This is a genomic window from Kyrpidia spormannii (genome assembly GCF_002804065.1).
GTDB classification, from domain to species: domain Bacteria; phylum Bacillota; class Bacilli; order Kyrpidiales; family Kyrpidiaceae; genus Kyrpidia; species Kyrpidia spormannii.
Genome location: NZ_CP024955.1, coordinates 2,650,436 through 2,663,150, shown reverse-complemented (window position 1 = coordinate 2,663,150; position 12,715 = coordinate 2,650,436). Strand labels below are relative to the sequence as shown.

Here is a 12,715-nt window from a genome sequence, read left to right as displayed (position 1 = left end):
TCCCCACTGTCAAGCCATCAGTTGTGTACGGCATTGATTATACCGAAAATACACGCGGCCGGCACTGACAATGATTCGATGCCGTCTTCAGGCCCTGCAGGCTAAGAAGACTTCTTCTGCCCGGCGATCGGCAGGCTGACCGTGAAAGTCGTTCCCACTCCGACCTCGCTGTCGACATGGATCGTGCCCTCGTGGAGCTCGGCGATCTCTTTGGCAATGGAGAGGCCGAGGCCCGAACCTGGGATTCGTTCTTTTTGAACGACAGAGCCCCGATAGAACCGGTCAAAAATATGGGGCAACTCCTCCCGGGCGATACCGATGCCCGTATCCCGCACGGTGAAAACGGCCTCCGGACCATTCTGGCGGTAGGAAAAATACACATGTCCACCTTCCGGCGTATATTTTATCGCATTTTCCAATAGGACCGTTAAAAGTTGCCAAATGCGATGTTGGTCGCCGACCAGACGGTCTTCACCTACTTCGGGAGCGTGGAAGGTTACCCCTTTTTCCCTGGCCACGGGCTCGATATGGGCCGCCACTTCCTCCACCAAATCCCGGACCGAGAAGGGGCTGCGTTTCACCGCTCCCTCCTGGTAGTCCATCCTGGCCAGGGTGGCCAGGGATTCGACCGTGCGGGACATATGATGTGTTTCCGCCACGGCGGTCTCCAGCGCGTCCCGCCACTCCGCGGGATCGTCCGTCCCCAGGGCCAGTTCCGCGGTAGTCCGGATCACGGTCAACGGGGTACGCAACTGGTGGGAGGCGTCCGCCGTGAAAGACTGCTGTCGCTTGGCCATTTGGGCAATGGGGCGCAATGCCCGACCGGCCAGAATGTATCCACCGATCACAGCGGCGGCGGAAGCGAGAATGATAAAAGTTGTCAGCAGCATGTTAAAATGCCGCAGGACGTCCAATGGCAAGGTGGCGTCCATGGCCGATTGGCGTATCGAGGTCAGGGTGCCGTCGTGAAAGGTGGGCATGCTGTACACGTAAAAAGGGGTCCCGTCTGAAGCTGTGATCAGCTGTAATTCCGGATTCCCCGTCGCACTAACCCGGTCGGCCCCGGCTTGATAGGGGAGCACCCCACTTGTATAAGGCGTGTACCAGCGCTTGTCGGCGACCACGTAGTAGCCCACTTCGTAAGCCGGGCGGTCGTCTCCGATCGGTGGCATCGGTATTGTATTGTGTTTATGGTCGTGACCTTCGTTCCATTCGTGGTTTTCCTCTTTCGGCAGATGGTCTTGCAGGACATGTTCCACGTCCCGAACCACCTGATGGTGCAAAAGCACCCCGACAAAGAGGCCGATAATGAGTTCCACGACCAACAAAATCCCCACATAGCTGGCGGTCAGTCGCCAGCGGGTCGTTTTGAGATACGCTTGGATCCCGGTTTGTCGCAGTTTCCGCCGGGTTGGTTGGGGAGTGAAGCCCGTCATGACCGATCCGCCAGGCGATAGCCGACGCCCCGCACTGTTTGAATGACTACTCCGGGATGCATGCCGCGTTCCCGGTAAAACCCTTCAATTTTTTGGCGCAAGCGCCCAATGGTGACCTCCACCACGTTGGTGACCGCGTCCGGGGCAAATCCCCACACCTGCTCTAAAATCTGGATCTTGCTCAAGGTGTACCGAGGATATTGCATCAACAGTTCGAGCAACTGAAATTCTTTGCTGGTCAACTCCACCTCTTGACCGGCGATGGAAAAGGTGTGGGTTTTTGGATCAAGTTCCCATTCACCTACTTTTAGGCGTTCAGGCTGGAGGGGGCGATTGGCCCGTTTGAGCAACGCCCGAATGCGCGCCACCAGTTCGGCAAAAGCGAAAGGCTTGACCAAGTAATCGTCTCCGCCCCGGTCAAATCCCGTCAGTTTATCCGCCAGGCTGTCCCTGGCGGTCAAAAATAACACGGGTGCGTCGTATCCCCTTCGGCGGAGGATGTCGCACAAGGCAAAGCCGTCCGTAGAGCCGGGAAGCCCGACGTCGATGATGAACAAGTCGTACTGGTTCATCTCCACCATCAATTGTGCGGTTTGGGCGTCCGGCGCGTGATCGGTGGCCATGTGTTCCCGCTCAAGGCCTTTGACCACGAGTCCGGCGATTCGCGGATCGTCTTCCACCAGAAGAATCTTCAACGACTCTCTCTCCTTTACCGGCTCCAGGTGACCCACCGCTGTCCAGAGGGTGTGGCGAGAAGCCGGACATCCGTCGTCACCCACCAAATATAATCGGGCCAAGGCCAGATGCGCAAGGATTGCGCAGGCCGTATAAATAATACCTTTGTGATAATCTCTGCCGTGATGGGGTCCGGATACGCGCAGGTGACGCTCAAATAGGGCGACTCCGCCGGCTGCCCCGTGGCGGGGTCGATCAGATGGTGCACCGGGCGGCCGTCGTGAATCCAGCGGCGCCGGGCGATGGAGGACGTACAGACGGCTGTGGATAGAGGCAGATCCAGGGCCGCCAAAATGGTGGCGGGGGCGGTGGGATCTTCGATTCCCACCCGCCAATGATCCCCGTCCTCCCGGGTTCCCCACGCATAAAGATCGCCGCCGGCATTGACCAGAAATCCCTTCATCTGCCTGGCTGCGGGGTGGCTCAAAATACCTTCGCGCACCCGATCCACGGCCAGGCTTTTCCCGAGACCACCGAGGTCCAGGGGTGCTTCGATCCGGACCCGATCGCCGTCAAATTCCACCCAATGTGCGGGGTCTGCCCAAGGTTCCGGGAATTTTTCCCCGTCCGAATCAAAACTGGTGGGGACTCCCCGCACACTGTCCGTGCCGTCCCGCCTCCCACCGGTTGAGAGGGGGGCGACCGGCGCACCTGTGTATCCCAGCGCTTCCAGAGACCGCAAAATCCTGGGATCAAAGACCCCGCCCGTATATTCGTAGGCTTCCCAGGCCTTCTGCAAGGCTTCCCGAAGCAGGGGGGAGACGGCCACCCACTGCCCGGGACTTCGGTTGAGTCGGGAAAGTTCACTGGCCGGATCGAACCGGGACAGAGCTTTCACCACGGACGCAAACTCGCTTTTTGCCATGTCCCAAATTTCGGTTGCGGCCTCAGCGTACTCCCGTTGGTGATTTCCCGGGAAATCGAGGCGGATGCGGATGGGCGAGGCCATGGATTGAAATGCGTGTTCATAAATGGCCATCCTCGCTCCTCCATTCCTGCGATTAACTGGCGCCCGTGATACCGTCCACCGGAGGGCTCATTGCCGGTGGGCCGTACGCAGGTGGCCCATAAGACCCGGGGGGAGTCTGGGAGGGACCGTAATCGGGCACAAAACCGGGATTGCTTCCCTGACCGTTGTCACCGGGGGCGTTCCAGCTCCCGTCCCCACCGGAGCTCCCCGACACCGATGGATCGCCTGCTCCCCCAAAGCCTGGCGCGCTTCCGGATCCGTCCGGGCCGGGGGGAAGAGTCCCGGGGTCTATCCCGGTTCCGCCGGTACCGGGTGTAGGCGTGCCGGGGGTTGAGGGCGCTTCCCCCGGTCCGGATTGCCCGGGGGCCAAACCCGCGTGAACCGTTGCCGAGGACGGCGCCTGACCGGAGGCGTTCCAGTCAGTATTGGCCGCCACCGGTCCCGCTGCGACCATCCGGCCCAATAAGACGGTGAAAAAGGCCGTGGCTGCTGCGAAGCCGATGAACCCCGATCGGTCCCGGCGGTTCTTTCCCCCTCCGTCAGGGCGTGTGCCGCCTTTTCGCGGCTCAACTTGTCGGTTTGTCCCTTCCGGATTGGCCATACTCTTCTTGTCCAAGGTCGAAGGTCCGCGCCGATCAGTCATCGTTTTGCTCCGATTCATGGGAGCCGCCGTGTTCATAGGCGTCGTGGTCCTCCCCGTGTTCATGAGACTCGCCTCCCGATGCCCCTGTCACCCCTTGGGCGGCAGGTGGAGTCTGGACAGCGGCGTTATTGCCGGCGGTCCCGGCACTGGTGAAAGTTCCGGTTGTGATAACGTTGCGGGTTCTGTGTCCCGATGCCCCGGTGACGGTGTCCACCGCCGGTGCGGTGACCGGAGGCTGGGTGACGGCCGGCCCGGTGGCTCCACCGGGATTATACCCGCTCGAATCAACCACCCCGGGGGTGGAAGCCGAAACTCCTCCCGGTGCCGTGCTATCGAACTGGAGGGCGGGCCCGGCCGCTGACCCCGCTGCTGAAGGGGTTGCACTGGGCTGTCCGGCGTTTACCCGGGCATCGGCCATAGACTGGGCGGTGCGCAGGGCGTACCAACCGCCGCCGAGAAGCACCACACTGCTCAATACGGCAATGACATTGCGCGGGTTCACAATTCATTCCTCCTTTTCTGTCCGGCTGGAACGGGGTCGGCCACCGGCCAATAACGCAAGAACAAGAGGACGACGAGCACAAACCCGCTCACCTGGTACAATCCGCCGATGGTCGGTGTATCGGTGCCGGCGAGAATTCCGTGGAACCAGGCCGCCACCCAGGCGGCCGCGGCGATCCGATGGATCCGCAGCCAGCCGCCCTTTGGCAGAAGGCGCGGCATGTGGGCGGTGACCAGAGTGATGATCAACAGGTAGAAGGAGCCGATTCCAAAGGCTACGGCGATGGGCCGGTACCCCGAGGCCATCGGCACGAACAATTCGCGCCAACCGAACCCCGATTGGTGGTCGAGCAAAAGCATGGTCAAATGAGTGAGCAGAAAGCTCAGGGTGACCATGGCGAGTGAACGGTGCCACGGCATGAGCCGGGGGGTCAGACGCCACTGGGTTTTATTCCTCGGATTCGCCATGAGCAGTCCCATCCCCACCACGGCAGTCAGCAGGGCAAAGGCGGTGATGCCGCTGGCCCGGACGATCAGCCAGTCAATTTGCCCGGCCAACTGTGGATGTTTCAGGACCAGCCAGGCGCCGGCCAGAAAACTCCAGGCGGTGGCCGAGACCAGCACCAGGACGGCCGGCACGGTGCCGCGTCCGGATGACCGGTTTTTCTGCACGTCCGATCCCTCCTTTACTTTCTGCTACTCATTCTAGCCCGCTGTCCTGACAGAAGACTGACGAGAGCCTAACAAACGCATAACAAGTCCTGAAAAATGTTCTCAATAAGATCTTTCGGGTGGCGAAGGACTTCGGCAAAGGCGACGATGGTCAACAATCTCATGGTGGCCATCGTGTCCGAGCGCGCGGCCCAACCGGTGATCAACACCGGGAGTTTGTACTGAGAAGATGGGCGGCCATGGCGGGTCGTTCCGGGAAGAAACAGTTTCCGCTCCGATTGGATCCAGAACTGTAAAGCGGGGAGGCACCGTTGGTGCTGGGGATTGGGGCGTTGGAGGCGAGAGTCCCGGGGATGAACGGATGCCGGAAGCGCCCAGAGACAGCGAAGGGGACTGGGCGTGTGGGACCCGAAAGGGGCTCCGTGACCCCCATTCATTCCCATGGCGCCGTCATCTGCTCCAACCCTTTGGCGGTGGTGGGGCCAATGACGTGTTGTCGGATGATGCCTTGCCGATCGATAATAAAAGTTTCCGGTTGGCCGGTGACGCCAAAGGCTTGAGAGGCCCGGTTGTCCGGATCCATGACGACGTGGGCGTCGATGCCATATTTCTGGATGAAGCGGCGGACCGGGCCCTCGGCTTCTCCCCGATCCACCATGACCAGGACAGTGCCCGGGCTTGCCGATCGCGCGAACCGGGCGAGCTCCGGGGCTTCCTGCTGACATGGCGGGCACCAGGATGTGAAAAAATTCAATACGATCACCCGTCCCCGGTAGTTGGACAGGTGGAAGGTTTGCCCGTCCAAATCCGCCAGGGTTAACTCAGGTGCCGATTGTCCCACCGTCGCCTTGGGGCCATCGCCGCGGGCCAGATGCCACGCCGCGTAGGCCAGGGCGGCGCCGAGCAGGAGGACCGGGATGAGCAGTGCCCATTTAAATGCCTGCCGCGGGGGCGAGCCGGAGCCACCCGATGTCGATGATCTTTCCCCCGCTCTGTTCATCAGCTTTCATCCTCCAGACTCTTTTGCAGTTGCTCAATCATTCGCAGGGTGCGGTTTTGGCGCCGCATCAAGGAAAGGACATAAAGCAACGTTCCGATCCACACCACTGCCGTCCCCAGAAACAGAAATTGCATGTTGGACATGGACTGTTCCTCCTTTCCTCTAGCTCCTCACTCCGGGCTCACCGACGAAGTGTGGCGGTCAGGCAGAGCGGTTTGAATACCTTCGTCATCTCCGAGGCACCACGTCGCGACCATGGCGCCAAGACGGGACGAGCTCAAGAGATGTCCGCACCAGAACCCCCATGCCCTTCCACAGTTCTGTCGCTCGCCCGTTCATACACCCGGTGCTGCAGTCGGGCCACTTCCTCCCGGGCGGCCTCGAGCCGGGCCCGGAGCCATGTGAGAAGAACGTAGAGCAGGACGAAAGCGATGCCGTTCACCATGAGAGCCTGGGTCATCGCCGGGGCCATGTTGATGGTGCCACCCGTGATGACATTGGGATGGATCGAACGCCACCAAGTCACCGAAAAATGCACAATGGGGACGTCCAAAAAGCCGATGATGCCGAAAATGGACGCCACCACTCGACGCCTCGTGTCATCGGCGATACTGCTCCGGAGCAACAAATAAGCAATGTAGATAAACCATAGGATGAGGGTCGTGGTCAACCGCGGATCCCAGGTCCACCACGTGTTCCACACCGGCCTCGCCCAAATCGGCCCGGTGATGAGGACCAACGTGGTGAAAAACACTCCCACTTCCGCCGACGCCAAGGCCAATCGGTCAAAAGAAGGCCGCCGGGTGAAGAGATACCCGACGCCGTAGACGAATACCATAAAAAAAGCGAGCATCGCTGCCCAGGCGCTGCCGATATGAAAATACATCAATCGTTGCAAATCCCCCATGAAACGTTCCGGGGGCGCATAGATGAACGCGGCATAAATCGCCGCCAGCCCGGCGATGAAAACGACTCCCGTTAGAACAGTGAGCCCTTTATCCCGCACCCGTCACACCTCCACCAGGAGCTCGAATAACAACCAGGGTAAAAGCCCGAACAAAACCAAGTATCCCCCGGCGATCGCATACCACACGAACAAATCGCCGCCTCCGCCCCACGCCCCGGCGGTCAATCGAGTGACCGCTAAAAGGAGCGGGATGGTGAGCGGGATCATGGAGACCGGGAACAAGATCTCCCGTCCTTCGCTGGAGGATGTGAGGAAAAGCAAAAACGTCCCCACGGCCGCAAGACCCAGGGCACCCGCCACAAGCCCCGCCAGCAGCGGGACCCAGGAGTTTGGAGCTGGCACGCCCAAAATGAGCCAAAAGGATGGCGTCACCGCCAGCTCGACCAAAAAGAGAAACAAGATGTTTGCCACCAGCTTACCATAAAAGATGGCACTCCGGTCCACCGGTGCCATGAGAAGGGCGTACCAAGCCTTGCGCTCTTCCTCGAAGGAGCTCGTCCGCAGCAGGATGGTGACGCAGGAGAACAGGAGGACCATCCAAAGTGCTCCCGCCGCGGCGTCTGTGGGCAAGGGCTTGCCGTTATAGGCAATGCCCAGGACCACCACGAACAAAAATCCGAACAGAACCGCCGAGGCGAGCAGCCATCTTCGTCGGTATTCCAAAGTGACATCTTTTCTCACTATGGCCCAAATTGCGGTCCACAACGGTGTCCCGCCCCCTTCGATCCATTTCCCTGAGGCCGATCGGACAGACCCAAAAGAGTTCCCGGGTCGGCACGGTCGTCTGATCGCGCCCGGTGCGCCCATCTCAAGCACCGGTTGAGGGCCCGGATCACCGGGCTCGATCCCGCGAGGCCCTTGTCTCGGAGGAAACGACGGTCACCCGCCCCCGGTTGACAAGAATCTGCATATCCGCGTTCGGCATCAATTCCGGGTCATGGGTGACCACCACCACCGTGGTGCCTTCCGCCACCCGGAGGGCCAGTACGTCCTTGACCAGTCCCCGTACGCCCGGATCGAGGCCATCAAAAGGCTCGTCCAAAAGGAGCAGCCGGGGGTTGGGGAGAAGGGCCCGGGCCAGGGTCACCCGTTGGGTGTAGCCCTTTGATAAGACAGATACGGGATCGCCCAGTCGCCGTTCAAAATGGAGTTCCTTCGCCAATTGCCGGATGCGATCGTCAAGATCCCTCACCCGGTACAGCCCTCCGAAAAAACGGAGGTTCTCCTGGACGGTGAGCCTTCCGTAGAGCATCGATTCCTGCAGAACCAGGCCGATCTGTCCCCGGTGTTGGACCGAAGGACGCTGCCCGTCGAAAAGGATCTCCCCTTCACTGGGCCGCCACAGTCCCGCCATCAGCCGGAGGAGGGTCGTCTTGCCCGCGCCGTTTGGCCCCGTCACCATCGCCAGAACGCCGCATTCAAGGGTCAGGTTGACGGGATATAAAAGGATGCGGCCGTTTCGAATGATCGAAGCCCGGCGAAGTTCAATCACTGTGTCCCATACTCCGTTTCTGGCGCTCGACGGCCAACAGCCGACGCAAAAGATTGCCCCTCCTGCGCCGGTATTCCTCCTCGGGCACCGCCCCGCGTCTGCGGTCGATTTCCAGACTGGCCCATTGGTCCACCAGTTGTTTATGCATTTCCGAAAGGCGGCCGGCCAAGCGCTCCTGCCTTCGCCGCAGTCCGATCACCCCGAGAATGACGACAAACGCCACCAACAAAAGATTGATCAGTGCTTTAAATTCGGTGTACTTGTATCCGGCTCCGATCACCGGCAGCCCGGGCGGGACCGCAATACTGCCCGGAGCCACTTCCCCGGCCTGGGGGATGGCCTGGATGCTGGCGGTCCAAGGCACACCGGCAGGAAGATCCGGTTTTGTGAAGCGGCGAAACTTCATCCCCTGCAAATCCACCACCTGGGTGACGGGGTAAAGTCCCTGGGCGATAAGCGCCGCCCGACCCTGAGGAATGAGAAGCGACAGGTTATCCACGTTATAAGGCTGAGAAAATTCAATGTCCCCTTTACCGTTGTCAAAAGGCAGAGCATACGTGATCGCCAAGGACTGAACCCCCGGGGGCAGACCCCGGGGCCAAGAGACCCCTTCCGCGGTCTTGGTGTAAGACGTGGCCGTGTCCGTGGCGACCTGGACGTCGCTGTGCCCCCGGGGAAGGTGGAGGTTGACCGGGGTTCCGGCCGACGCATCGAGGGTAAAGGAATCGAACACTTTCAACTGGTTGCCCACAGGGACGGCCACCACTTCTTCGGCTCGGATGTGCACCGGGCTGTCGGCCGCTTGGACGGGGGGCTCGGCGATGATGATCTCTCCGAGGAACCCTGCTGCAGCGATCCACATTGTCGCCGCGCCGAGGAGCGGGCGTAATTGACGCCGTCGCCCGGACCGCTCGTCAGGGCGTCCTCGCGTGACGAGGCCTTGCAGTGGTGGAATCCATCGGTCGATCAACGTCGTTTCCCTCCTGTCCCCCGGACGTCCGGCTTGGCGATCGCCCTTCCCGGGCATCCAGCGCCTGTATTCGCTCCTGCAGCTCCTGCTCCAGCCGGCGGAGAAACCCCGTGTTCCCGTGATCTTCACCGAGTCTCCGAATATCCGCTTCCCACAGATCTGTCAACCGGCGGTATTCCTCGTAGGTCAATTTGCCCATCTGGTAGTCGTACTCCAAATCCAGACGTTCAGCGAGCAACATTTCCTCGCGTTCCAACGTTTCGTCGGCGCCAGGGCGACTGTCCCCTGCCTCCGGGGACTGCTTGCGGAAGGGTGATACGACGAGAGCCAGTGCAGCTGCAATCAGGATGACGGGAATGAGAATCGTCACATCATCACCCCCCGACGGGCGGTCGGCGCCCGCGTACAATCAGAATGAAAATGCCGAGGCCCAAGATGATCACAACGGCGGGCACTGCCCACACAAGGGCTCCCACTCCTTGGGCGGGCGGTGCGGCCAAAATGTCGTTTCCGTATTCGGATACGAGAATCTGCCGAATTTCGGCCGGGGTCTTTCCCTGCTCAAGAAGGCGGAAAATCTCGATACGGAGGTCATAAGCCTGCCTTTCTTGGCACGTGGCCCCGGTGAGGCTCGGGGGACAGCCTGGCGGATGGTACTGGGAGGCGATATCGAGCACGTCTTGCCATGTCACCGTCTGCCCCGCGGCCAAGACGGGGGTGACCAGCAACAGGGTCGAAAGCAAAGCTGTGATGGCGATCAGCCGCTGAAACATGGTCACGGCCGAACCTCCACTCCGGGCATCTCCACCCGCCCCACTTCCTGAAACGCAGACCTCGCCGGCCATAGACTGATCAGCGTTCCTGCGACCAGGAGATATCCCCCGTACCAGATCCAACTCAGCATGGGGTTGCGATGAATTTCAAAGAGCACCTTGCCCTGGGTGGCGTCCATCCCGGCCATGACCACGTACAGGTCATCGATGGGTGTACTGCGGATGGCCACCTGGGGCGCGGGCTGGGAGCCGTTTAGAAAATACCAGTCCTCGGGTTGCAGGATACCCAGGGATTGGTCGCTTTTTTGCACCAAGAGTTGACTGTAGACCACCGCCCGTCCCGGCTCGTCCCGGGTGGCCGATCCGAGGAGTGTGAGCTGGTACGGGCCGATGGTCACCATATCCCCGGGCTTCATGACCACCTGTTTCTGCTCACTGTAGGAGCCCGAAACCACGATGCCCAGCACGATCAGTAAAACCGCCAGGTGGACGAGATAGCCTCCATAACGCCGGCGCTGCTGCCCCACCAGGCGCACCAACGCCCTCGGGGCGCTTTCGCCGGTCAGCCTCATCCGCGCCGCGGTCCCGGAGGTGAACTCTCTGAGGGTAATGGCGCCGACAAATACGATACTCCCCAGAGCAGCGAGCACCGCGCCTTCTCGAATCCCCAGGGCGATGAAGACGGCCAGGGCGGGCAAGGTCAGGAAAAAAGGCGTCATCAGGCTCGCCGCCACCCGGCGCACCGTCGAATGGCGCCACGCCACCACGGTGCCGATGCCCATCAACAGCACCAGAGCCACCGCCAACGGGGCGGCCACGGTGTTGAAGAAGGGCGGCCCGACCACCATCTGCCGGCCGATCAACCCTTGGCTGATCACCGGGAAAACGGTGCCCCATAACACCGCGAAGGTCAGGGAGACAAACAGGACGTTATTCAACACAAAACTACTTTCCTTCGACACCGGAGCAATGGGCGCAGCTGTGGATTTTAGCAGTGGCCACCGCCAGGCCAACAGTCCAAAGGCCGCCACGAGTACAAAGGCGACGAAGGTGAGAAATACCGCGCCGAGCGGGCCGTTGGAGAAGGCGTGCACCGACCAGAAAATGCCGCTCCGGGTCAGGAACGTCCCGAAAATCGTCAACGTGAAGGTGAGGATCACCAGGGCGACGTTCCAGATTTTGAGCGTGCCTTTGCGCTCTTGAACGATGCTCGAGTGGATGAACGCCGTGGCCGTCAACCACGGGAGCAACGAGGCATTTTCCACCGGGTCCCAACTCCAATAGCCTCCCCAGCCGAGAACCTCGTAAGCCCACCGGGCCCCGTACAGAATTCCCATACTGAGGAACAGCCACGCCACCAAACTCCAGCGCCGCGTGACCCGCAGCCAAGCCGCGTCGGCCCGGCCGGTGAACACCGCGGCCATCCCGTAGGCGAAGGGCACCGAAAAGCCGATGTAGCCCAAGTACAGGGTGAGCGGGTGGATCGTCATGCCCGGGTTTTGCAACAAAGGATTGAGCCCGGCACCGTCGACGCTGGTGAAAGGCAGGAGTTGAAAGGGCTTGGCGACGGTGTTGAGCACCACGCTGAAAAAGAGGGACACGACGCCGAGAGTTGCCGTTACATAAGGCTGAAAATGCTCATGCCCTTCGGAACGGGCAAAAGTGACCACGACGGTGTAAAGGGTGAGCACCCAGAGCCACAACAAGAGCGACCCCTGATTCCCCCCCCAAAAGGCTGAAATCCGATACAGAATCCCCAGATCCCGGCTGGTGTAGTCGGCCACGTACTCGTAACGGAAGTCTCCGGTGACCAAAAGTCCGATGAGGGACAGGGAAGCGAGGCTGGCCAGTCCCGCTGCGGCCACGGCAGCCCGGCGGCCGCTCATGATCCAGCGTCGATTCCCCTTCCAGGCCCCATAGGCACTGGCTGCGATCATGTACAATAAGACGACGGCGGACAAAAGGAGTGACCAGCGACCGAGTTCACCCATTGAGGCAGCCGCCCTTCATTGCGCCGGGATGCCGGCCGGATGCTGCCCCGCGGATCCCGGAGGGGTGCTCCCCGGCTGTTCCGGCTGCTGCGCTTCATATTTGGACGGACATTTCACCAACAGTTGATCGGCGTGGAGGACTCCGTCAGAGCCCAGTTTGCCCTCGGCCACCACGGGCCAACCGTTGGAGAAATCCGAAGGCTTTACGCCGTGATACACAACGGGCATGGTATGGCTCGGATCTGTGCCTTGAATGCGGAACGCCAAGGTGAGGGTATCCGGATTCCACTGGACGCTGTCCGGTGCGATGTTGCCGCTCACTTTGAGAGAACGGCCGATCAGTGACTGACCTTTTGCCGCCGCTTCATCCACGGTCAGGTAGTAACTGGCCGCCCGGGTCACCCCGACCCAGATCAGGCCCCCGATGACCGCAAGAACCACGATCAATGCCGCCACGGCTTTGGTGCGGGTGGACATATCGCAAACCTCCTTGCCTTGGCCGGGAAGATGATTTTTAACGTAAGAATTACATTATACTCATCGTACCATGTCGGCGGGATATCTT

The 12,715-nt window shown here is 60.7% G+C and carries 15 protein-coding genes and 1 pseudogene; 1 reads left to right on the top strand and 15 read right to left on the bottom strand.

The genetic code is table 11. From position 1 onward, the window contains the following. Positions 1–101 precede the first annotated feature (101 nt). The 5 genes from CVV65_RS13320 to CVV65_RS13300 form a co-directional block, all read right to left on the bottom strand. A complete protein-coding gene (locus CVV65_RS13320; protein ID WP_100668546.1) occupies positions 102–1,436 on the bottom strand; it encodes a sensor histidine kinase in 1,335 nt (444 codons plus the stop codon). Then, positions 1,433–2,131, bottom strand: a complete 699-nt coding sequence (locus CVV65_RS16580) for a response regulator transcription factor (protein ID WP_170086303.1) — start codon at positions 2,129–2,131, stop codon at positions 1,433–1,435. The genes CVV65_RS13320 and CVV65_RS16580 overlap by 4 nt, the downstream gene beginning before the upstream one ends. A gap of 14 nt (positions 2,132–2,145) precedes the next feature. Further along, positions 2,146–3,150, bottom strand: coding sequence for an FAD:protein FMN transferase (locus CVV65_RS13310; RefSeq protein WP_100668545.1), 1,005 nt, complete (start codon positions 3,148–3,150; stop codon positions 2,146–2,148). 626 nt (positions 3,151–3,776) lie between these two features. Further along, positions 3,777–4,286, bottom strand: coding sequence for a RodZ family helix-turn-helix domain-containing protein (locus tag CVV65_RS13305; protein WP_100668544.1), 510 nt, complete (start codon positions 4,284–4,286; stop codon positions 3,777–3,779). Further along, entirely contained in the window at positions 4,283–4,957 is a 675-nt protein-coding gene (locus tag CVV65_RS13300) for a ferric reductase-like transmembrane domain-containing protein (protein WP_100668543.1), read from the bottom strand. Before CVV65_RS13300 ends, CVV65_RS13305 begins: the two co-directional genes overlap by 4 nt. 138 nt (positions 4,958–5,095) lie before the next feature. Between CVV65_RS13300 and CVV65_RS16575 the strand changes: the two are divergent. Next, a pseudogene (locus CVV65_RS16575) lies at positions 5,096–5,182 on the top strand (SPFH domain-containing protein); the annotation flags it as partial. Between the two features lie 208 nt (positions 5,183–5,390). Here the strand turns inward: CVV65_RS16575 and CVV65_RS13295 are convergent. From CVV65_RS13295 to CVV65_RS13250, 10 genes are all read right to left on the bottom strand, one after another. Further along, on the bottom strand, positions 5,391–5,957 hold the full coding sequence (locus tag CVV65_RS13295) for a TlpA family protein disulfide reductase (RefSeq protein ID WP_100668542.1): 567 nt from the start codon (positions 5,955–5,957) through the stop codon (positions 5,391–5,393). After that, positions 5,957–6,100: a CcmD family protein gene (locus tag CVV65_RS13290; protein WP_100668541.1), complete on the bottom strand. Its 144-nt coding sequence runs from the start codon at positions 6,098–6,100 to the stop codon at positions 5,957–5,959. Before CVV65_RS13290 ends, CVV65_RS13295 begins: the two co-directional genes overlap by 1 nt. Positions 6,101–6,234: 134 nt before the next feature. Then, complete coding sequence (gene ccsA, locus CVV65_RS13285; RefSeq protein WP_100668540.1) at positions 6,235–6,963, bottom strand: cytochrome c biogenesis protein CcsA; 729 nt, start codon at positions 6,961–6,963, stop codon at positions 6,235–6,237. A 3-nt stretch (positions 6,964–6,966) separates the two neighbouring features. After that, complete coding sequence (locus CVV65_RS13280) at positions 6,967–7,629, bottom strand: heme exporter protein CcmB (protein ID WP_157935523.1); 663 nt, start codon at positions 7,627–7,629, stop codon at positions 6,967–6,969. Positions 7,630–7,756: 127 nt separating this feature from the next. After that, positions 7,757–8,416 (bottom strand): ABC transporter ATP-binding protein, encoded by a 660-nt coding sequence (locus tag CVV65_RS13275; protein WP_100668538.1) that lies wholly within the window; start codon positions 8,414–8,416, stop codon positions 7,757–7,759. Beyond that, positions 8,409–9,386: a hypothetical protein gene (locus tag CVV65_RS13270; protein ID WP_133121303.1), complete on the bottom strand. Its 978-nt coding sequence runs from the start codon at positions 9,384–9,386 to the stop codon at positions 8,409–8,411. The genes CVV65_RS13275 and CVV65_RS13270 overlap by 8 nt, the downstream gene beginning before the upstream one ends. Beyond that, positions 9,331–9,756 carry a hypothetical protein gene (locus tag CVV65_RS13265; RefSeq protein WP_100668536.1) on the bottom strand — a complete coding sequence of 142 codons (426 nt, stop codon included), beginning with the start codon at positions 9,754–9,756 and terminating at the stop codon, positions 9,331–9,333. The genes CVV65_RS13270 and CVV65_RS13265 overlap by 56 nt, the downstream gene beginning before the upstream one ends. Before the next feature lie 4 nt (positions 9,757–9,760). Further along, entirely contained in the window at positions 9,761–10,159 is a 399-nt protein-coding gene (locus CVV65_RS13260) for a cytochrome c-type biogenesis protein (RefSeq protein WP_232796790.1), read from the bottom strand. 2 nt (positions 10,160–10,161) lie between these two features. Next, positions 10,162–12,150, bottom strand: a complete 1,989-nt coding sequence (locus CVV65_RS13255) for a heme lyase CcmF/NrfE family subunit (RefSeq protein WP_100668534.1) — start codon at positions 12,148–12,150, stop codon at positions 10,162–10,164. Between the two features lie 15 nt (positions 12,151–12,165). After that, entirely contained in the window at positions 12,166–12,627 is a 462-nt protein-coding gene (locus CVV65_RS13250; RefSeq protein WP_100668533.1) for a cytochrome c maturation protein CcmE, read from the bottom strand. Positions 12,628–12,715: the final 88 nt, after the last annotated feature.